Source organism: Streptomyces sp. NPDC104831 (genome assembly GCF_055583025.1).
In genome coordinates, this window is sequence record NZ_JBVJOT010000037.1 from 68,338 (window position 1) to 88,831 (window position 20,494).

At 72.0% G+C, this 20,494-nt stretch carries 19 protein-coding genes and 1 pseudogene; 4 read left to right on the forward strand and 16 right to left on the reverse strand.

Annotated elements, in window-relative coordinates:
• Positions 1-304: 304 nt before the first annotated feature.
• The 7 genes from ACZ63H_RS24425 to ACZ63H_RS24455 form a co-directional block, all read right to left on the reverse strand.
• Positions 305-1,510: an alpha/beta hydrolase family protein gene (locus ACZ63H_RS24425; RefSeq protein ID WP_469868335.1), complete on the reverse strand. Its 1,206-nt coding sequence runs from the start codon at positions 1,508-1,510 to the stop codon at positions 305-307.
• Between the two features lie 359 nt (positions 1,511-1,869).
• Entirely contained in the window at positions 1,870-3,129 is a 1,260-nt protein-coding gene (locus ACZ63H_RS24430; RefSeq protein ID WP_469868337.1) for an RNA polymerase sigma factor, read from the reverse strand.
• Between the two features lie 9 nt (positions 3,130-3,138).
• Positions 3,139-3,588, reverse strand: a complete 450-nt coding sequence (locus ACZ63H_RS24435) for a YciI family protein (RefSeq protein WP_469868338.1) — start codon at positions 3,586-3,588, stop codon at positions 3,139-3,141.
• A gap of 140 nt (positions 3,589-3,728) precedes the next feature.
• Positions 3,729-4,430 carry a bleomycin resistance protein gene (locus ACZ63H_RS24440; RefSeq protein ID WP_469868340.1) on the reverse strand — a complete coding sequence of 234 codons (702 nt, stop codon included), beginning with the start codon at positions 4,428-4,430 and terminating at the stop codon, positions 3,729-3,731.
• Positions 4,431-4,650: 220 nt separating this feature from the next.
• Entirely contained in the window at positions 4,651-5,436 is a 786-nt protein-coding gene (locus ACZ63H_RS24445; protein WP_469868342.1) for a hypothetical protein, read from the reverse strand.
• 251 nt (positions 5,437-5,687) lie between these two features.
• Positions 5,688-6,374 carry a DUF642 domain-containing protein gene (locus ACZ63H_RS24450; protein ID WP_469868344.1) on the reverse strand — a complete coding sequence of 229 codons (687 nt, stop codon included), beginning with the start codon at positions 6,372-6,374 and terminating at the stop codon, positions 5,688-5,690.
• 80 nt (positions 6,375-6,454) lie between these two features.
• Positions 6,455-7,084 (reverse strand): DUF642 domain-containing protein, encoded by a 630-nt coding sequence (locus ACZ63H_RS24455; protein WP_469868346.1) that lies wholly within the window; start codon positions 7,082-7,084, stop codon positions 6,455-6,457.
• Positions 7,085-7,498: 414 nt separating this feature from the next.
• Between ACZ63H_RS24455 and ACZ63H_RS24460 the strand changes: the two genes are divergently transcribed.
• Positions 7,499-8,056, forward strand: coding sequence for an RICIN domain-containing protein (locus ACZ63H_RS24460; protein WP_469868348.1), 558 nt, complete (start codon positions 7,499-7,501; stop codon positions 8,054-8,056).
• 225 nt (positions 8,057-8,281) lie between these two features.
• Here ACZ63H_RS24460 and ACZ63H_RS24465 read toward each other — a convergent pair whose 3' ends face one another.
• The 8 genes from ACZ63H_RS24465 to ACZ63H_RS24500 form a co-directional block, all read right to left on the reverse strand.
• A complete protein-coding gene (locus tag ACZ63H_RS24465) occupies positions 8,282-8,950 on the reverse strand; it encodes a polysaccharide deacetylase family protein (RefSeq protein ID WP_469868350.1) in 669 nt (222 codons plus the stop codon).
• Between the two features lie 89 nt (positions 8,951-9,039).
• Positions 9,040-10,089 (reverse strand): class I SAM-dependent methyltransferase, encoded by a 1,050-nt coding sequence (locus ACZ63H_RS24470; protein ID WP_469868352.1) that lies wholly within the window; start codon positions 10,087-10,089, stop codon positions 9,040-9,042.
• Positions 10,032-10,685 carry a cysteine hydrolase family protein gene (locus ACZ63H_RS24475; RefSeq protein ID WP_469868354.1) on the reverse strand — a complete coding sequence of 218 codons (654 nt, stop codon included), beginning with the start codon at positions 10,683-10,685 and terminating at the stop codon, positions 10,032-10,034. Before ACZ63H_RS24475 ends, ACZ63H_RS24470 begins: the two co-directional genes overlap by 58 nt.
• Complete coding sequence (locus ACZ63H_RS24480; protein ID WP_469868356.1) at positions 10,682-11,815, reverse strand: isocitrate/isopropylmalate family dehydrogenase; 1,134 nt, start codon at positions 11,813-11,815, stop codon at positions 10,682-10,684. Before ACZ63H_RS24480 ends, ACZ63H_RS24475 begins: the two co-directional genes overlap by 4 nt.
• Positions 11,812-12,348: an EF-hand domain-containing protein gene (locus ACZ63H_RS24485; RefSeq protein ID WP_469868358.1), complete on the reverse strand. Its 537-nt coding sequence runs from the start codon at positions 12,346-12,348 to the stop codon at positions 11,812-11,814. The genes ACZ63H_RS24480 and ACZ63H_RS24485 overlap by 4 nt, the downstream gene beginning before the upstream one ends.
• Before the next feature lie 649 nt (positions 12,349-12,997).
• A complete protein-coding gene (locus ACZ63H_RS24490) occupies positions 12,998-13,132 on the reverse strand; it encodes a hypothetical protein (protein ID WP_469868360.1) in 135 nt (44 codons plus the stop codon).
• 91 nt (positions 13,133-13,223) lie between these two features.
• Complete coding sequence (locus tag ACZ63H_RS24495; protein ID WP_469868362.1) at positions 13,224-14,156, reverse strand: ParB/RepB/Spo0J family partition protein; 933 nt, start codon at positions 14,154-14,156, stop codon at positions 13,224-13,226.
• 784 nt (positions 14,157-14,940) lie between these two features.
• The gene (locus ACZ63H_RS24500) at positions 14,941-17,646 is read right to left on the reverse strand and encodes an FAD/NAD(P)-binding protein (protein ID WP_469868364.1); all 2,706 of its coding nucleotides are present in this window, start codon (positions 17,644-17,646) and stop codon (positions 14,941-14,943) included.
• Positions 17,647-17,879: 233 nt separating this feature from the next.
• On the opposite strand from ACZ63H_RS24500, the gene ACZ63H_RS24505 reads away from it, so the two are divergent.
• Positions 17,880-18,365: an RrF2 family transcriptional regulator gene (locus tag ACZ63H_RS24505; protein WP_469868366.1), complete on the forward strand. Its 486-nt coding sequence runs from the start codon at positions 17,880-17,882 to the stop codon at positions 18,363-18,365.
• A 110-nt stretch (positions 18,366-18,475) separates the two neighbouring features.
• Here the strand turns inward: ACZ63H_RS24505 and ACZ63H_RS24510 are convergent, their stop codons facing one another.
• Positions 18,476-19,369, reverse strand: a complete 894-nt coding sequence (locus ACZ63H_RS24510) for an NADP-dependent oxidoreductase (protein ID WP_469868368.1) — start codon at positions 19,367-19,369, stop codon at positions 18,476-18,478.
• 70 nt (positions 19,370-19,439) lie between these two features.
• Here ACZ63H_RS24510 and ACZ63H_RS24515 point away from each other — a divergent pair, with 70 nt between their 5' ends.
• Both ACZ63H_RS24515 and ACZ63H_RS24520 read left to right on the forward strand, forming a co-directional pair.
• Entirely contained in the window at positions 19,440-20,045 is a 606-nt protein-coding gene (locus ACZ63H_RS24515; RefSeq protein ID WP_469868370.1) for a TetR/AcrR family transcriptional regulator, read from the forward strand.
• Between the two features lie 155 nt (positions 20,046-20,200).
• Positions 20,201-20,491, forward strand: a pseudogene (locus tag ACZ63H_RS24520) (DUF5959 family protein); the annotation flags it as partial.
• Between the last annotated feature and the right edge of the window lie 3 nt (positions 20,492-20,494).

The following is a 20,494-nucleotide window of genomic DNA, read 5'->3' on the forward strand; positions in this document are numbered from 1 at the left end:
TGGTCGGCCGCACGCCGACCGCGGCCACCACGCGGAGCGGCACGGCCGTCGGGCGAAACAGTCACACGCAGGAGTGGACGGGCTGGACCCGGCGACCGCAACCACGCGACACTTCGACACCAAGGCCTCTTGCTCCTCGCTGGACTCCACGCCCGCGAGCTACCAAAAGACCCTTCATCCATGCCATGCCGGCAGGGCAAAGCCCCCGTTCCAGAACCCCGTTCCAAGCCGATCGAGCACACGGGCGGACAAAGAACGGCCAGGCACGGGCTCCCATGGAGCCGTGGTGCCGCGTCCCCGGACCTCAGGTGAGGAACGTCATGGCCGGGAAGGCCGGGGACGGCCCGTCGAGCAGGTGTTCCCGGCGGTGACGCAGGTGCTGGTCGAAGAACGCGAGCGGGTACGCCTGCTGGGCCTTCACCGCCTGGTGTGGATCGAGGGTGCCGATCACGTCCTGGAGCTGCTGCCCGCTCCACCCGAGCAGCTTCGCCACCTGTGGAAACAGCGCCTCGTTGTCGCCGAACGAGGCGTGGGAGGCGCCTTCGGCCTGGATGTTCAGGCGCCAGCCCCGCAGGTGCGACCAGAATGCGGCGACCGCGGGATCGGCGGCCCGGGTGTACTCCGCGGACATCATCATGAACGGCCGGTCCAAGTCACCGGTCAGTGGCGGGTCCATCCGCATCGGGCCGTCGAGGCTCAGCCCGGCCCGGATGCGCTCGTCCGCGAGCGTGGCGCAGGCGGTGGCCGTTCCGCCCTTCGACCAGCCGAACGCGCCCATCCGGCGCGGGTCGGGGGAACCGAGCAGTCCGGCCGGCAGCTGCCGGTGATCGGCGTCGGGATTGTGCCCGGCGGCGAGTTGCTCGACGCAGTCGAGGACGAAACGCAGGTCGGCGGCGAAGTCCCCCGGCAGCGTCGGCGCCTGCCGGTCGCGGAGCGGAACGCCGATCCGGCCGTCGGGGAACTCGGTGTAGGTGTCGTACTGATGAGCCACCGTCACGGCCGCGTATCCGTGGCTGGCGAGCTCCTGGACCGTGATGGTGTGGTCGCCTTGGTGGCTGTGCGCGCCGTGAGAGAACACGACCACGGGCAGTCGCCTGCCCGATCGCCGCACCGGAGCGCCCACGTGGCCGGCGGAGAGCGGGCCCGAGTCGGCCAGGTCACTCAATCCGGCGTCGTCGAGGAACGCACGAAGGGCGCCGGCCGGCATCCAGGGCGCCACCGGGTACCGCCGGACGTCCCGGGCGGGATACCAGACGGTGGCCATCAGCTCGCGAAAGTGCCCGGGTCCCGCGATGTCGTCCGGCCGTGACCGGTCGACAAGGCGCAGTTGCACCGTGCCCACCGGGTACGGCCCGGTCGGGACGGGCAGCCTGAGTCGTGTCATGGCCGACCTGGCGGCGGCCGGACCGGCGACGGCGGCGAGCGGCGAGGCGGTCCCGGCGGCCAGCGTGGCTGCGAGCACGCTCCGGCGCGTCATGCTCTTCCGGGCGGTGACCTGCGTGGTGGTCATGGACTCTCCCTTGGTGGTGGAACTCCGGCCGTGCCGCGCCGGGCAGTCCGTGGGCACAGGCAGACGCTGTCACCGGCCTGCCCGCACGGCATTGGCCCACCGTTTGATTTTTCGCCGGGGCATCGGCCGGTGGGTTCACATCCCGGGAATGAGCGGTCAACCGTTCGTCCGTTGCGGGGTCGCCCGGCTCGGACCGGTCCGGCTCCGGGCCGGCAGGTGGGCGGATCCGCCGGAGTGATCGCGTGTCGCCGGGGTCCGGTCGCTGTCCCGGGTGGCTGGCCCGGTCGTTGTGGGTTCTCAAGTGATCTGGCCCGCCGATGTCAGTAGTCGTCCGGTTTCGCCGGGCCTTGGCCGGTGGCTCAGCTCTCCGTTTCCGCTCGTGCGGCCAGTCGGGCGGCGAGCAGGCTGAGGTGGTGCCGCTCGGGGAGGCTGGTGGTGCGGCGGGCGGCGGTGCGGTAGTCGGCAACGGCGGCCTCCCTCTCCCCGGCGAGTTCGCGCAGATGGGCGCGGACGGCGTACAGCCGGTGGTGGCCGGCGAGCGCGGGATGCGGGTCGGCGAGCAGAGCGAGGCCGGCGGCGGGGCCGTCCAACATGGCGACGGCGACCGCCCGGTTCAGGGTGATGAGTGGGTTGTCCGAGATGCGGGCGAGCACCCCGTACAGAGCGAGGATCTGTGGCCAGTCCGTCTCGGCGGCGGTGGGTGCCTCGTCGTGGACGGCCGCGATCGCCGCTTGCACCTGGTACGGGCCGACCGGGCCGCGTGGCAGGGCGGCGGTGATCAGTGCGACGCCTTCGGCGATCGCGGCTGTGTCCCAACGGCTGCGGTCCTGCTCGGCGAGTGGGACGAGTCCGCCGTCCGCGTCGGTGCGGGCGGCCCCGCGCGCCTCGGTGAGCAGCATCAGCGCGAGCAGGCCGGCCACCTCGGTGTCGTCCGGCAGCAGCGTGTGGACGGCCCGTGCCAGGCGGATCGCCTCCCGGGTGAGCTCAACGCGTCGCAACTGGGGGCCGGTACTGGTGGCATAGCCCTCGTTGAAGATCAGGTAGAGGACGTGCAGCACCGCGTCCAGCCGGGCCGGCCACTCGGCGTCGTCCGGTGTCCGGAACGGCACACCGGAGTCCTTGATCTTTCGTTTGGCCCGGCTGATCCGCTGGCCCATGGTCGCCTCGGGGACGAGGAAGGCGTGGGCGATCTCGCCCGTGGTCAGTCCGCCCACCGAGCGAAGAGTGAGCGCGATCGCCGAGGCCGGCGACAGCACGGGGTGGCAGCACAGGAACAGCAGCGTGAGGGTGTCGTCGTGCGCGCTCTCGTCTCCGGTGTCGGCCCCCGGTGCCGAGCGCCGGTCGGCCGGGACCTGCCCGGCCACCAGTTCCTCGCGCCGGCGGCGGGCCCGCGCACTGCGGACCTGCTCGGTCATCCGGCGGCCGGCGACCTGAACCAGCCAGCCGCGCGGATTGCGGGGCACACCCTCGGCCGGCCACTGGGTGGCGGCGTGCAGCAGAGCTTCCTGGACGGCGTCCTCGGCATCGGCGAAGTCCCCCCAGCGGCGAGTGAGCACGCCGACGACCTGCGGCACGAGCGTGCGCAGCAGGTCGTCGACGGCTGGTTCGAAAGTCGTCACCAGGGCGGCTCAGAGTTCGGCGGGCGGGGCCGCCATGACGTGGCGCACCTCGATCGGCATGTTGAGCGGCCGGCCTCCCGGACCGGGAGCGGCGGAGACGGCGGCGGCGATCTCGATCGCCCGCTGCTCGGTGCCGCAGTCCACGATCCACCAGCCGGCCACCCACTCCTTGGACTCCGGGAACGGCCCCTCGGTGACGACCGGCGTGCCGCCGCTGTGGGAGCGCACGATCCGGGCGGTCTCCGGCATGGCCAGGCCTTGGGCGTCGACCAGCTCACCGGCGGCGGCCAGGCCGGCATTGGTCCGCTTCATGAACCGGATGTGGGCCTGGATCTCCTCGGGCTTCCACTCGTCGAGCTTGGGGAAGTCGACGCTGTCCTCGCTGAACTGCATCAGCAGCATGTACTTCATGGTCCGCTCCTCGTTCGTCGTACCCGCCCCCAGGATGAGGGCTGTCACGGGTAGGTAGAAGCACGCCCGGCGTTCTCGACATACTTCCTGCCGGGAATCCGCGCCTTGCCCCGAGCGGGCCCCGGGGCCGTGGAGGCGGCCCGGCGGTGGCGGGCGCACCGCATGGCCTTCGGCCTCCTTCCCGGCCCTCAGTCCGACAACTGCGCGAGGCGCTTGAGGTCGTCCTGTACGGACTCCCGTTCGTCCGCGGTGAGATGGACCGCGGTGGCCGCGGCGAGCGCGGACGTCGCGGCTTCCTTGTCGCCAAGACGGGTGGCGACGTCGGCACGCAGCACGAGCAGCCGGAGCAGTTGCACGGGCGTGGGCCGCTCGCCCTGAAGGCGCAGCACCCGGTCGATGACCTTGGCGGCGCCCGTCAGGTCCTCTTTGGAGTCGGCGAGGAGGGAAGCGTGGTGCAGGGCCCGGGCGAAGGTCTCCTTGGGGGCGGGGCGGTGGTGCTGGTCGTCGCTCGTCTGCTGCCCGACGCGGATGCAGTTGCCGCCGGGGTCGGTCATGAGGAACTGCCGCACGCCGTGTGAGGTGTTCTTCAGCGGCCCGATTCGCGGCAGCCCGCGGTTCGGTACCCGTCCGTACGCCGCCTTCAGCCCGGCCCGGAAGGTCTCGTGCAGCCCGTCGATGTCATCGGTCCGGACGATGCACGTACTGAACGACTCGGCCGGCTCGTAGTGCTTCATCCCGAAGAAGTGGAGCTGTATGCCGCCGCGCTGGACTACCGCGTAAGGATTGGGGCTCTTCTGCTGGAAGGTCACCTCGAACCCGAGGGCGGTATAGAAGTCGAGCACGGGCTGGATGGTCCGGCACGGCAGGATCGGAATCGTCTTCTCGCTCACGCCGACCACTCTAGTCAAATTTGACCAGAAGGTTGATGGATACGCCGGCGGTGCTCTTGCAGGTCCTCGGCGCCGCCCTCTACCGATCCCCCGCCTCCGGCATCGGCCAGGGGCAGAGGTCCCGCAGGCGCGAGACATTCGCTGGAGTCCGTGCCCGCGCCCACCCGTCGACCCGCCTCATGCGCAAGGTGGTCCGGTGGTCCGCTCGCTCGTGAAGGATCTACCGCATCGGGCTGGGCCGGGAGGTGTAGAGCACGCTGTGGTAGCGGCCCTCCTCCTCACGTCCCGACGGGTCACCGCCGAGGGCCCGTACCGCATCGATCGCGTGCCTGCGCTCCCGCTCGTCGGTGAACCGGCGTTGTGGGTAGGTCCGGGACACATCCGTCGTGGTGTGCAGCCCGTGTGCGGCCAGCGTCCGGGCGACAGGCTCGTACGACACGGTCCGCAGCACGAACGCGCTCACCCAGACGGGTCGCCGGGCGCCGCTCAGCAGCGCGGCGAACGTCCGCCCGGTGACGTAGCTGCCGCCGCCCGTCAGGGTGATCAGTCCGACGTCGTCCAGGGCGTCGCGCAGCTCTGGTCCGGGCTGCACCCGTTCCAGGTCGTCGGTGAATCCGGCGTCCAGCAGACCGGCTTCCCGGGCGTAGCGCACCGCCGGGGCGGCGATGTCCAGACCGTATACCCGCATCGCGTCCGGCCGGCGCCGCTCGGCGTAGAACTCGCGGTCCCACGCGGCCAGTTGGGTCGACGTCATCCGCCGCGCAGTGTCGGACGTGTACCGGTCGTACAGCTCCGCGAGCGTGACCTCGTGGTTGAGCAGGGCGGCGTTGATGCCGTAGGAAGAGCACAGGTCCAGTACCGCCACCGGCCCGCCGGCCCGGCCGTCACCGTGTGCCGCCCGCTCCGCGGCCAGTCGCCGGAACACCGGTTGGGCGTGGTGCGGAATCTCGTAGTCCAGTGGTGCCAGCCGCGCGAAGTAGGCGCGCGGGTCCGGCTGGACGTACACGTCGTCGAACCGTGACTTTCCGCGTGTCGCACCGCCAGAGCCCAACCCGCTCACACCGGTTCCTTCCTCGCTCGCTTCCGTTGCCCCATGATGTCCCCCTCGCCCGCCTCACGGACATCCACGACGCGCGGCGGCGTGGCACAGGTCAGACCCTGACCGCCTGCCGCCGGCGGGTACGGCCCACCGGATCCCCCGCGACCGGCCTGGTGTGATGTCATGGGCGGGATCGGGACGGCTGCCCCGGTCCCGGATCACAAGGTGGTGCCTGCGGTCCCGGCCGGTGTGTCCGCCTGGTGGCGGGAGTCGGTCGCCGGGTGGAGACTCACATGGGTGATCTGGGGTCCGCAGTGCGGCAGCGTCTCGGCGTCGGACTGGGAGATGAACTGGATGACGGTGTCGTCCTCCCGGGCGGTGAACCGCCGGGACCGGGCGGTCCAGGCGGGCTGGTGGCCGGTGCCTGACGGCCGGTAGGTGACGGCGCGGGTATCACCGATCACGAGTTGGTAGGGCTGGTCGTCGGCGTTCTTGTCCGCGCAGCTTTGCTTCTCCGGATCGAACCCGGTGGGGTCCTGCGGGGCTCCGGGCCAGGTGTCCGGCGCGTCCCGCCAGGTCAGTTCGTAGGTCTGCCCGGCCGTGGTGGCGATGCTCTGGCTGATGGCTCCGTTGTGCGAACCGGTGAGGCCGGCGGACTGCGCACCGTCGAGGCGGGCCAGGGAGGCGCTGTAGAGGTCGATGTTGTCGCGGGTGAGTGACCAGTGGGCCGGACCGCGGGCTGAGTCGTTGGTGAGGCGTAGATAGGTGCCGGCGGGGGCGACCGGGTCGGTGAAGGTGCCGTTGCGGACCGACGGCTCGGCGGCGGCGGTGTCGTGTGCGGTCAGTGGGGTTGCCGTGACGAGCAGGAACATGGCGGCGAGCAGGCGGGCGGCGGTGTGTTTCAACCTGGGTCTCCTGGAAGGGTGGGGCGCGCTGCCCGCCGGGCAGCGCGCCCATCGCGTGCGGGCGGGGTCGGGCCGAAGGGTCAGCTGTTGCCGCTCTTGAGTTCCTTGAGCGAGACGCGGGTGATCATCGCGCCGCAGTGGGCGGGGTGCACGTTGTTGTCGGAGGCGGAGATGAACTGCACGACCGTGTCGTCCGCCGTGGCGGTGAAGTCCAGGGGGCTGGGGTCCGGCGGCTGCCAGGACGAGGTGGGGGTGTAGGTCTTGGTGCGCTGTCCGGTGACGGCGACCTGGTACTTCTGGTTCTCGGCGGGCTTCTCCCCGCACCCTTCCCAGCTCTCGGTGCGCTCCTGCCACGTCAGCCGGTACCGGGTGCCCTCGTTGAGGTGGACGGCCTCCCTGATAGTGGCTTTGGGGCCGCCGGTGAGGTCCGCGGCCTGGGCGCCGCCGGCGCCTGCCTCGTGTTCGGAGAAGATGTGCACCTCGCCGGCGGTGACCTCCCAGGGGTCGATGGGGGTGTCGGTGTCCGAGTTGAACGCCTTGAGCCGCTGCTCGCGGGTGACTCCAGGGCTCAGGAAGCTGCCGTTGTTGATGAGGTTGGGCCCGACGGGGGCTTCCGCGATCCGGTGGGGAACGCCGGCGTGTGCCTGCGTGAGGGGCACGGTCAGGAGCGTCGCGGCGATCAGGCCCACAGCTCGTGTGGTGAACGACATGCGGTGTCCTTCCGGTGAGGGAAACGATCGCGGTCACGCACCTGGCGGATCGTGGCCGCGTGTCTCCCGCGTGCCCCCCGCTTCGCGCCCCGCACTGCATGTCACTCGTTCGGGGCGCCCGGAAGGGAGCACCAGCGCGTGACGGGTGCGCACGTTGGGTATCGGCGTGCGCCCGCGCACAAGGAACCGGAACACGAACTTCCGTGCGCGGTGCCTCCAGGGCGTACGGTCGCTTCGGCAGACGGCGCAGTGGACAGAAGAACGGACGACGCCCCACCCCGAGGACACCCGGTCCTCGTCGACGGGCTCACACCGCGTACCCGGCCGCCTCGAAGCCGCCGGCCGCGCCCATCGAGTGCCTGACCGATCCCGGCGCCCGCCCAAAAGACCATCCGTCTCGAAAGGAGCACCCGCATGCCCTTCACCCTGCCCGCAGCCCGCCACCAGGCCACCACGTGGCTGGCGGCCCTGCTGCTCACCGGGCTCGCCACCGCCCCGGCATCCACCGCCGAGGAACCGGTTCCCGTACCGCCCTACCGAGGCGTCTCCATCCGCGCCGCAGCCCATCCCGAACTCGTTTTGGACGTGGCGGGGTCGACCACGGATGACGGCGCCCGGATCCACGTGCAGAAGTACACCGGCGCCAACGACCAGCTCTGGCTGCCCGTGCCCGCGGGAGAGAACACGTTCGAGATCCGCAACGTGCACAGCCGCAAGTGCCTCGACGTCCGCGAGAGCAGCGACGCCCTCGACACCGACCTCATCCAGTACCGCTGCCACGGCGGGCCGAACCAGCACTGGTCACTGCGCGAGGGCGGGGACGGCCTCCAGCTCGTGGCCGCCGGGTCGCACCTGTGCGCCGACGTCTTCCAGGACGGTGGCAACGAACCCACAGCCGGAGCGCGGCTCGTCCAGTACACCTGCAGCAAGCCGGCCCGCAACGACCAGCGCTGGACCTTTCAACCCACCTGATCCCCCGCAGCGCGCGCCGGCCCCGCTTCCGTTTCCCTGAGGCCGTCACGGGGGACGATCACGCATCGCTCCTGATACGGCTGTTCCGGACGAAGGCATGGTTCCAGGCGCCACTGACATGGACACGGGGCGAGGAGGGCCCTCTTGCCGAGCACCGTGCTGTGCCCGGTACGACCGGCCGTTGCGGGAGGGACGGGGTACGACGGCCACGCGCTGCCGGGTGGTTCAGGACGTGAGCAGGGTGCGCAGGTCGACGACGGCGTAGTCGCGGGCGGTGAGCGCGTCGAGGATCCGGGGCAGGGCCTGGGCGTCGATCACCTCGGTGCGGCCCCGTGGGGCCCCGACGTGCATCTGGAGGACGGCTCCTGGCCGCAGGGCGTCCAGCGCCCTGTCCACTGCGCGGTCCACCGTCATGCCCCCTTCGGTTCCCTTCCACCCGTTGGTGTCGGTGGTGAACTCGGTGTCCGCGAAACCGAGGGCGTCGACCTCCCCGATGTGCGCGGAGTGGTTGCCCAGCCCATGGCCGGCTGCCGCGATCCTCCTCACCACCGCGGGATGACGGTCGGCGAAGTCGCCGGTCAGGAAGAAGGTGGCGGGTGCGCGACGACGGGCGAGCTCCCCGAGGACGCTGTCCAGGCCGGCGTCGTTCCAGGCCGCGTTGAACGTCAGGGCGACCACCCGCTCGCGCGTACGGATCACCCGGTTCTCCGACCCGAACAACGCTCGCAGTCCGTGGCCGTCCACCGCCGCCGCCAGGCGCGGCGTGACCGCCTCGGCCGGCCTGGCCGCGGGAGACCGCGCCAGTACGCCCGGTAGGACAGCGGACAGCCCGGCTGTCCCCAGCAGACGCCAGGCGGGAAGGCGGCGTCCCGCGAACGCGGAAGGTGAGTGCATGTCCCCGCCATCGGCCAACGGCTCCCAGTCCTTGAGGGTCCGGTTCGCGGTTCCTGCTGGTGCCCCCCGACATGGTGCGGCCATGGCGCCTACCGAACCGGTCGGCGGGCAGACCGGCCGCCACAGCCGCTTGCCGTGGCCAACGTCTCGTACCCGGTGCCGACGCGTTGCCCGTCGAGTTCGTCCGTACCGGATCCCGGGCCGGGTGACCGAAGGGGTCGGGTGGCGAAGAACCAACGGTTGGCCGCCAACGCGTCGTCGGGTTCCGGGCGGGGACCACGGCCGTGTACGGCGGTGAAGTCGTACGGCGTGCGTGCGGCCACCGTCCAGCCCCGTGCGGCGAGTTCGCCCGCCGTGTCGGGACGGGGCTCGCCGTCGAACAGGGCGAGCAGGTCGATACCGGTCCGCTGCCTCGCGGCGGCATAGACCGGACTGGCCCGGATCCGCGGTGACTCGACGCCCAGCTTCACCTCGTAGGCCAGGGAACTGCCCGCGGCGCTCAGCCGGTCGATCGCCGCCACGAGGCGGCGCTCGGCCGCCGCGGGGAGGTAGAGCAGCAGTCCCTCGGCGAGCCACGCGGTGGGCTCGGCGACGTCGAAGCCCGCCTCCAGCAGCGCCTCGGACCAGTCGAGCCGGAGGTCGGCGGCGAGGGCCCGGCGCCCGGTCGTGGGAACGGCCCCGGCCCGGTCCAGGACCGCTTGTTTGAACGCCAGCACCCCGGCGGTGTCCAGCTCGTGGACCACACTGCCCGGCGGCCAGCCGAGCCGGAACGCCCGGCAGTCCAGACCCGCCCCCAGCAGTACCACCTGCCGGACGCCCTGGCGTGCCGCGTGGAGCAGGTAGTCGTCCAGGACGCGGGTGCGCAGGCCGAAGTACCGCCCGAGCCGGCCCCACAGCGGATCGGCCTCACCGGCGGGCACCTGTTCCGGTCGGACCGGCCAGCCGGCCGAGGCCGGCGCCGCGCGCACGAAGTGCTCCGCGAACGGATCCCGGGCCAGCGCGTCGACGCGATGCGTCTCGATGGCGCGGGCCGCCGCCACCAGCAGGGCCGTGCGGCCCACGCCCTCCGGGATCCCGGGATTCAGTCCGGCGGCCGGACGCACGTCCCCTCCTCGGGTCGGTACACGGGTACGGTCCATGCCCGGGGATCGTCCGACGTGGTGGTCCTGGCGCCGTAGACGAGCCGCATGAAGCGCAGCACGGCGTCGTACGGCAGGTGCAGCGCGGCCGTGCAGTCCGACAGGACAGACACGTGGAAGCCCTTCTGGAACGCGGTGCGGGCGGTGGTGTCCACGCACACGTCCGCGTACAGCCCGGCGAGGACCAGATGGCCGACGCCCCGCGCACCGAGGTGTTCCTCGAAGCCGTCGGACAGGAAGGCATCGAAGCAGGCGCGTTTGGTGAACACCCGCTCGCCCGGGACCGGGGCGACGGCGTGGAACCGCGCCCCCCATGAGCCCTCCAGGCACTTGGGCCGCTTGCCGAGCGTACGGTCCCGCAACCGCCAGCCGGGTCCCTGGTGTTCGAGGTCGCCGACGAAGCGCACGAAGAGCACTTCCACGCCGCACTCGCGCGCCCGGTCCACCGCCCGCACACAGCCGGCGACGGCCCGTTCCAGCACAGTCGTGTCCTTGCCGAAGCGGGCCAGGCCCGCCGGGCCGATGCAGAAGTCGTTCTGCAGGTCGACGACGACCAGGGCCGTCCCGCACGTCCCGCCCCGTTCCGGGCCGGTCATGACCCGCCGACCAGGGCGCCGTCCTTGGGGGAGCCCTCGGCCGGCGGCCCGTCGAGCAGGGCGAGCAGGGCGTCGACCACGGCACTGGTGGAGTGCCGCCCGCCCAGGTCCGGGGTGCGCACGCCCCGCTCGTCCAGGGCCCGCAGGGCCTGCTCCGCGGCCCGTACCGCTCCGGGGCGTGCCGCATGGCGCTCCGCCACGAGTGCGGCGGCGCGGATCGTCGCCACCGGATTGACGAGGTCCCGGCCGGCGAGGTCGTCGGCGGACCCATGGACCGTCTGGTATTCGACCAGGCCGGACAGCCCGGAACCGAGGCAGACGTTCTCGGTGCAGCGGTTCTCCTGCCGGTCGGAGCCGAACCGGTCGAGCAGCATGACATGCATGATGTCGGCCCACTCGTTCCCGGCGACGATCAGCGTGCGGTCGGGCAGGCCGTGGGTGATCAGGTTGCGGTTGACCGTGTCCGGCTGGAACAGGTCGATGCGTATGCGGAGCCGGTCCGCGAGTTCGGTCACCCAGGTGTCGAGGGCGCCGTCCAGCAGATGGAACTTGTAGGCCATCACGATGCGGTCGGGGTGTCCGTCGGGCCACTCGCGCCGGGCCCGCCGCAGGGCGTAGGTCACCACGGCCTCGGTGATCTCCCGGCTGAAGGTCATGGTGCGGGTGACCTCGCCGTGCGTGTGGCGGTTGTCCCCGGTGTAGAACCCCTGGGCCTGGTCCCGCACCAGCAGCAGCGAGCGACCGCCGTCGGTGAGGAGATCCACCTTCACGGAGCGCAGCCGCTGCCGGACGAGGTAGAGCGACTGGGCGTTGACGGCGGTACGGAAGACCGCCTGGGTGCCCCGCGCCGCCAGGGTGCGGCAGAACCACTCGTAATGGTCCGCGTCCTCGGCGGTCAGCGCCCGGATCCCGGCCACGTCGCGTTCCGTGCGCAGCGACAGGTACGAGTGGTAGAGGCGAGGTGAGCGCTCGATCGCCACGCCGTGCGGGTGGCCGGCGGTCAGCGCGCCGAGCACCCGCTCGAAGACGTCCGCGAGCTCCGGGCCGGTGCCCCGTCCCACCGCCAGACCGACAACGGGCTTCGCCGCGCCTGGTTCCCGTACGGGGGCGCCGCTCAGGGGAGGGGTCATCGGGCGGTGCCCGCGGTGAGGTGGTCGCCGGGGATGCCGGACTTCTCCGGACGGTAGTAGTCCCTGATGCCGTCCGCCCAGGTGGTCACGGGGACGCGGTCACCGTCGACGGGTTCGAAGGCGTCGAACAGGGCGTCGATGTTGGGGCGCTGGAATCCGATGGCCGTCATCAAGGCGGTGAAGTGCGCCCGCTCGACGAAGCCGTCACCGTCCGGGTCGCCCATGGTGGCCAGGGCGTCCGCGAACTCGTCGACCGTGGCGTGGAACCGCTCCGGGTTGAGTACGATCGCGGTGAACTCCTCGGGGCTGATACGGCCGTCGCTGTCGGCGTCCAGCTCCCGCACGAGCGTCTGCCAGTAGCGGCGGAAGGCGTCGAGCAGCCTGCTCCGCGCGCCGTCGTCGGCCTCGGGCACCGCCGCGACGACCCGCTTGCCCATCAGCTCGAAGTCGTCCACTTCCAGGACGCCGTTGCCGTCGGCGTCGAACAGGGAGAAGACGAGCTGGACGCGGTCGTTCGCCTCGGTGGTGGGCATGGTGTGTCCCCTTACGACGGAAGAGCTGTGCGGTGGATGGCCGAAGGACTGTCCGGATCGCTGAAGACCTGTCCGGCGGACGCCGGCGGGTCCCGGCCCTGCGGCCCGACCACTATCGGAGCGCCCCCGGCGTCCCGGCGCGGAAAGCCGGGTGCGTGCACACGAAAGAAGGGAATCCGCGTGCCGGCGCATGAAACGCCACCATCCTGGAAAGCACCCGGCGGCCGTGAGGGCACGGGCTCCGGCGGCGACCCGTCAAGACCACGACGGCAACGGCCGCGACGGCCCACGGGCACCGGCCCGGCAGGTGCCGGGTTCCGTCAGCGTGTCCGCCCGGAGGACGCAGGCGCGGGTTGCGTGAGGGCGAGGCAACCGGTTCTCGGCGCGGGGCAGTTCGTCATGGCGCCGCGCGTCGGAGGCCGACAGGATGCCAGGGGTACGAGGTTGAACGACCGCGTGGCGCAATTCGGTGCTGCCGCAGGCCACGACCGTGCCGAGAGGACGCAAGGGGCGTGGACCGACCGATGAACGGGGGGTTCTCCGCGCGAAGTCGAGGATGGAGGCGGCGGCCGAGCGGTTCGGACGGGGCGACGGGAACCCGGTCGTCGCTCACGGCCCGTGGGGCGGCATCCGGCCGGTCTGCCGTGGATCACTTCGCCGCGGCCACCGTCCGGATCCAGCCGAGCGGAGTGGGTCCCAGCGCCCCGGCGACGGACCGGGAGGCGTGGTTGGCCGCCGCGGTGCTGTGGAAGAGGACCTGTTTGTTGGCCCACTCCCCCGGCACCCCCCGTGTCGGCTCGTCCCACTCGCCGGGCTCCCGGCTGTCCGGGCGGTCCAGGCGCCGGGCCGCGCCTTTCCGGTGCGGGGCGTGCCGCCTACCCGGCCTCCTTCTCGGTCCTCTCCCATTCCGAGGGGCCGGGCTTCTCCAACTCCATGGCGAACCGCTCCCAGAGGGCGGCGCAGTCGCGCGCCATCGTGGCGACGACCTCGCGGCGGTGCGCCGGTACGCCGGCGGCGACGCGGACTTCGTCGGCGCGTACCAGGCGGGCGTCGAGCCAGCGCAGGAGGGACCGGCCCGCCTGGCTGTAGCGCAGCGCGGGGTCGCTCCTCAACGACATCAACAGGGAGACGCAGTCCACGGGGCGGGCGGTGGCGGCCTGGCCGGTACCGCCGGGTGCCTTCTCCCCGCACGTACGGCCGCCCGGCAGCGGGCTCTGCCCCTTGCTCCGGCGCTGCCGTACGTCCCGTGCGGTGCCGAGTGAGATGCCCGCGCCGCGTGCGATCTCCCGTAACGACGCCTCCGGTCGCTCGTCGATGATGGCGCTGGCCCTCATGCGGCCCGCGTCGGCGTTCAGCGGGCGCACGCGGCCGTCCCTGCCCACCCTCGCCCCGGCCGGGGGCGTGTCCCCGCCGAGTTCCGCGCGCAGCCTCGCGACCGTCTTCGGCGACAGGCCGACCTTCTCCCCGATGGCGCCGTCGGACCAGTCGGGGTACGTGCCGAGGATGCTCATGGCCACGTTTCTGCGGTCCGACAGGGTCAGCGGCAATCCGTGCCGTGTGTTCGTCTCGACCGCGAGGAGCAGTGCCTCCTGCTCGGAACCGTCGAAGTACTCGACGGCTATTTCCTTGAGCCCGTTCTGCCGTGCCGCACACAACCGGTGCATGCCGTCGATCACTCGATTGGTGTGCCGGTGGACCACGATCGGCGGGAGATTCTTCCCGACCTCCGCGAGAAGCCGTACGTGCTCTTTCACGACGCCTTGCAGGCGGAGCGCCTCCCGGGGGGACAGCGAGTCGATGGGAACCACGTGAACTCGCCTGGGTGCGGCTTCCAGAGAGGCGGCATATCCTTTTTCTGCCGAGGAATCACCGGGGGGCGGACACCACTCGCTCGCTGCCGAGGCACACGGAGTCACGTCCTCGTCCTTTCCGTAGTGCGACATCGGCGGGATCACGCAGCACACGGGAACCGAGCAACGATCGCCACAGCGATGACGGCCACCCCCAGAGGACCCCGCGAAGTCAGCGTCAAGATGTACCGATGGAACGATTTCAACTTGCACGCACACCGCACCGCAAGGACCCGGGGGCATTTTGCGCCACCCCGCCGAACTCTCCTGAAGCTGTTCCCTCCCGCGGATCCCCTCCCGTTCTTCGCCCACCCCGGGCCGGATCGCCCGGACCGCGCTGTGCAACCTCCGAAACTTCCCGGGTCGCACAGCGCCCCAGCCGCACGCGGCACCGCTGTCGTCGCCCTTCCCCCCTGCCCGCACGGGGCCGCACCGCCGACATGGTGCCGCCCGCCACTTCAGCGGCCCCGTCGCCGCGACTTCACCATCGAAACGCCCGCCGGCTTCTGTGTCTCGGCCCGTGAGGCGCTCAATCACGTGGCGGACCAGGAGCAGTGCACGGCTGGTTCTCCGTCGGCATCGTGGAGAAACCGCGGTGGACGGTGATCACGCGAGGCGCGTACGACGAGAAGGACACGGCGCACCGGCGGGTGACCGGATTCCTGCGGGGCGACGACGGGAGGTTCTCGCGGTTCGAGGAGACCGTGCGGAAGTGCCGTGCTTCGGCCCGGCTGGTGTGCCGTCACGAGGCCAGTGCGGTCAGCCGGCGCCGGTCCTGCGGTGACGACCGGCGGTCCAGGCGGCGTTCGAGGTGCGCGCGGGCGGCGTCGGAGCGGCCGCCCGACACCAGCGCGTAGAGCAGGGACTCCTCCACGATCTCGCGCTGCGCCGCGCTGCCGCCCACCCAGCGCAGCCTCGGCAGGAGGTGCTCCAGACGCCGCGAGGCCTCGTCCCAGTCCTCTTCCAGGAAGTGGGTGTATGCCTCGCACAGCGGGCCGATCACCTCGCGCTGGGCCCGGTCGGCCCGCAGCGCGTGGCTCCGCAGCCGTCGCAGCCCCGGGAGGTCCTCGACGGCGGCGAGAGCGACAGCGACGTGCAGGGCGAGGAAGGCGCTGCCCGGTTGCTCGCGCACCTCCGCGGGCACGCAGTCCAGGATCTCGTCGGCGGGTACGGGGTCCGGCCAGCCTCCAGCGAGCCGGGCCCGCCACAGCAGCGAGCCGGAGTCGACGAGTGCCCGCACCCCGCGCACCTTCCCGGGCGCCAGCTGCTCCGTCCACCGGCGGCGCACCGCCGCGACGTCGTCCACGGCCAGCTCGTGCAGGGCGGCGTGCCAGGAGAAGTGGGCGCCGTGGGTGCTGTGCCGGCCCTGTCGGGTCAGCCACCGGTCCAGCTCGGCGCGGCCCTGCTCGTGGTGGCCGCGCTCGTAGTTCGCGTGGGCCAGGGCGTGCATGGCGTGACCCGACGCGGGTTCGGCCCGCAGTGCGGCGCGGGCCAGCTCGGCGGCCTCGTCGTACCGGCCCGCCTCCTGGCGCATGAAGGCGAGCAGGGAGGTGTGGAACCAACCGCCTCCCTGCGCGCGCGCCGTGCGCTCCACCACGCGCGGGGCGAGTCGTCCGTCCAGGTCCCGGATGCCGGAGAAGGCGATGGTGGGCACCGCCGTCGCGAGCGCGAGTTCGTCGCCCGGATACCGCTCGACGTACTCCAGGAGTGCGGCGTCGCCCTCGTCCGGGGAACCGAGGACGCGACGGCCCACGACGTCGACGAAACAGCGTTCGCGCTCGTCGGCGTGTTCGCGCGCGCACCGCCGTGCGTCGGCGAGCGCCCGCGGGACGTCCACGTCGGCGCCGCACTCATGGCCGAGGAGTGCCCGCGTCGCGTGTGCGAGGGCGAACCCGGGGTCGAGGCTCGCGGCCCGCTCGAACTGCCGCTCGGCCCCGCCGCGTACCTTCAGCACCAGTTCGACGCCCTTGCTGTACGCGTCAGCCGCGGCGGCGTGTGTGCTCAGGGGCTGGCCCGAGTGGTCGGCGGGGCGGTGCCGTCGCGGGCGGGTGGGGGTCTCCGCACGGGCGAGCACCGACTCCGCGACGGTGACGGCCTGTTGCCGGATCTCCGGTATCGCCGTGCTCTCCCACAGCTCGCCCCGGCGCAGGGCGCCGAGCACCCACAGCGGGCGCCGGGCGCGGCCGCGGGCGTCGCGCAGCCGGCCGTCCTCCGTCTCGACCCCCATGTCCAGCGGGTCGGGCACGGCCAGCCCGGCGTCGAGGAGGCTCTGCCACAACGGGTCCGACGCCTCGCTCAGACCCCGCCCCGGGCCGGTGCAGTCCACGACCCGGCCGACGGTCAGTTCCCCGCGTCCGTCCCGGCCCGCGATCCGTACGCGCAGGGTGCCGTCGTCCGGCTGCTCGGCCGCCGTCACGCGGCCCGCGTGGAGGCGCAGCCGGCGGGTGCGGATCATCCGCTGGACCGCCTCCGCGGTGTCCGGGGGCATGCGGTGCCGGTGGACGTTCCACCAGGAACCGTCCGTGGAGACGAACTCCCGTCGCTCCTGAGCGGACAGGGACGACCACAGTTCGGCGGTGACCGGGCGCAACCCGTCCACGGCCGGACGCCAGTCGCCGTGTGCCCGCACCGTGCGGGAGATGTGCCGGCGTATCTCCCTGCGCAACTCGGGCAGCGGGAGGCCCCGCAGCGGGACGGGGCAGGGCACGGCGGGCAGCGGGTCCACCGCGTGGGCCAGGGGCAGTCGTCCGTGCGGGGACACGGCGTGCACGGTGCGGCCCGGCTGCTCCAGGAGCAGGGCGATGTCCACGGCGGTCAAGCCGGTGCCCACGAGCAGGACGTCCTCGGTGTGCTCCGCGCGGCAGGCGTCCAGTGCGCCCGGGGCCCACGGATCGGCGACGAAGCGGTCGCTCCGGCGCAGCACCGGGGGCGCCCAGGATGACGAGCCGGGCAGTGGCCCGGTGGCCAGCACCACCCGGTCGGCGTGCAACGTGCCGGAGTCGGCCAGGTCAAGGAGCGCCCGTGCGGTGAGGTCGTTCCAGCGGCAGGCGACGGCCCGCGTGCGCAGCCGCCGCAGGGTGACGACGCTCCGCGCGGCCGCGGCGGCCCGGCCGAGGGTGTCGTCGAGGTAGGCGCCGTAGCGGTGGCGCGGGACGAAGGCGCCCGGGCGCACCCCGGGCGACCCGTGCTCGCGCAGCCAGCGCAGGAAGTGCCCGGGGTCGTCGGGGTAGCAACTCATTTTGCTCGCGGGCACGTTCAGGCGGTGGCGCGGCTCGGCGGTGCCGTAGGCCGTACCGTGCCCGACGCCGTACGCCGGATCGACGAGGACCAGGTCGAGGGGGATCCGGCGGCGCGCCGCGATGTCGCAGAGCTGAACGGCCACGAGGGCCCCGGCGGCGCCCGCTCCCACGACGGCCACCGTGGTGCTGGTCCGATCCGCTGCCGGCATGTTGGACCTCCTGTCTCGCCGGGGGCCCGGAAGGCGAGGCCCCGACCCGAGTGAGTTCACCGATTCAGTTAACTCACCGACCGGCGCGTGCACAAAGCCCCCTGGCTTCACGGCACTTGCCCGCGTCACCGCCTGCCCAGGTGTCGCCGCCACCCCCGTGAAGCCGTCGCCGTAGCCGTGCCTGCCGGCCGCGCAGGGTGGTCGTCCGTGGGGTCGCCTGGTACGGTGCCGCGATGCGTGTAACGGCCAAGACCGACTACGCCGTTCGGGCCATGGCGGAGCTCGCCGCGGCAAACGGCACCCCGTTGACCGCAGAACAGATCTCCTCGCGCCAGAACATTCCCGCGCGCTTCCTCTTCGGCATCCTGCGCGAGTTGCGCATCGCCCGACTGGTACGGAACGTACGCGGCCCGGAGGGGGGCTATCTGCTGGCGCGCCCGGCCCGGGACATCCCGCTGGCCGCCGCGATCCGGGCGGTCGACGGCCCGCTCGCCAACGTGCGCGACCTGCGCCTGACCGGCCTGGAGTACGCGGGAGCCGCCGCGGCCCTGCCGGATGTCTGGCGTGCCGTCAGGGTCAGCCTGCGGCAGGTGCTCGAAACCACCACGTTCGCCGATCTGGCCTGCGGCACCCTGCCCGACGCAGTACGGCAGCGGGCCGGCGAATACCTTTCCGACGCGCGTCGGTACGGGGATCAGCAACCGCCCGAATTCTCGTGACGGCGCTGGGGAAAGCGACGCTGTTCTCGGAAGGGTGAGCCGCTGTTGCCGTCGCGGTCACAGATGGCATCTGTGCCGTTCCGGTTGCGTCGGCGTTCCTCCAGCCGGTTTCAGGCGACTATGACCCGGCGCCCTCGCGTGTGGCCTGCCTGGCTGTCGATGTGCGCCACGGCGGCCTCGGCGAGCGTGTACGACTTCTCGACCGGGATGTGCAGCCTTCCCCTCGCGATGAGGTCGGCGGCCACGGCGAGCGCTTCCGGCACGCTCCCGGCCACGCCCGAGAATCGGACACCGAGTTCCGGCGCACCGAGGTCGGCGATGGAGATCACCTTCTGCGGGTTCCCGGTCAGATCGACGAGTTCGCGGATCACGCCCGAGCCGGCCAGATCAAGGGCCGCGTCGACACGGCCGAGCCGCCGTACTCGTTCGACCCAGCCCTCGCCGTACGTCGTGGCGAGTGCGCCCAGGCTGCGCAGATAGTCCTGGTTCGCGGCCCCGGCCGTGCCGATCACCGTGATGCCGCGGTCGCGGGCGATCTGCAGCACGGCCGAGCCGACTCCTCCGGACGCGCCGCTGACCAGCAGCGTCTGCCCGGGCCGCACGCCGACCTCGCGGATGATGCGCAGCGCGGTCTCCACCACGGAGGGGTACCCGGCCGCCTCTTCGAACGTCAGCCCCTCGGGCATACGGGCCCAGGCCGACAGCACGGCGAACTCGGCATAGGTGCTGGAGCCCTCGCCGAACACGTGGTCACCGACCTCGACTCCTTCGACGCCCTCGCCGACCTCGTCCACCACCCCGGCGGCGTCCAGCCCGACTCCGGAGGGCAACTCGACCGGATGGGCTCCCAGCTTCTGGCCTTCACGGATCCTCCAGTCGACGGGGTTCACGCCCGCCGCCCGTACGGCGATGCGTATCCGGCCGGGGCCCGCGTGGGGCTCCTCGGCGTCCACAAGGTGCAGTACGCCCGGACCGCCGAACTCGGCGAAGCTCACTTTCTTCATGCGGAGGACCGTAGCACTAACGGATAGCTTTTTGTAGTCGATGCGGATTCGTATCTGATAGTGTCAGGGTATGACCGAGTCACCAGGACGCCGTGAGCGGAAGAAGGCCGCGACCCGCCGGAAGATCGCCGACGCCGCCCTCCGGCTCTTCCTGGAACGCGGGTACGAGGCGGTGGGAATCCGTGACGTGGCCGCTGAGGCCGATGTCGCCGTCACCACGCTCTTCTCCCACTTCGCCTCGAAAGAGGCCCTGGTGTTCGAGCAGGACGACGACTTCGAGCAACGCCTCGCGCAGGCGGTCACCGGCCGGGCGCCGCACGAGCCCCTCATCCCCGTGCTACGCCGCGAGATCGAGGCCCTGATCCGACATTGCACGGCGGACAGCGCCGCCCCGATCTGGCGCATGATCGACGAATCTCCCGCCCTGCGGGCGTACGAGGAGTCGATGAGGCTGCGTCATGCGGAGTCGCTGGCAACGGCCATCGCCGCCGATCCCGAGCTGTCACAGACCACAACAGCGAGCCGGACGATCGCGAGGTTCGTGATCGACGCCTACTCACTGGCCCGCGAGGCGTCCAGCCCGGACGCCGCACTGGACGAGATCTTCCCGATGATCGAGGCAGCCTGGGCCGTCGCCTGCCCCTCCGACAACCGCACCGGCACGGCCGGCAAGTAGTCGGGGCTCGGCCCCCCCCGACGCTCGGCCATCCGGGCAGCCGTCGCCACGGCGTACAGCCTCATGTGATCGGCGGTTGCCTCGCGGGCGCCGGGCTGGTCATCGAAGGGTGGATGTGGGGGGCGCGGGTTCCGCCCGCATGTCGATGAGCGAGGATGCACACCGGATCAGCACAGAGGGCGAGGCCGACGGTGACCGACCCAGACGCGGTGGACCTGATCCACCTGGAGGACGCGGACGGCGACTACTGCGTCGTGCGCGTCACCGGCCGCTTCCGGCCCGGTGTGTTGACTGGCCACGACGTCCTGCGGGCCGAGGTCCTGGCGCACGCCGACTTCCTCGATGCCCGGCTGGAGCTCCACCTCTTCCCACAGGACCTCGACGCTTGGAAGAACGAACTCAGCCGCCTCGCCCCCGGTGCAGGCGCGCTCATCGGCGGGGACCGCGGG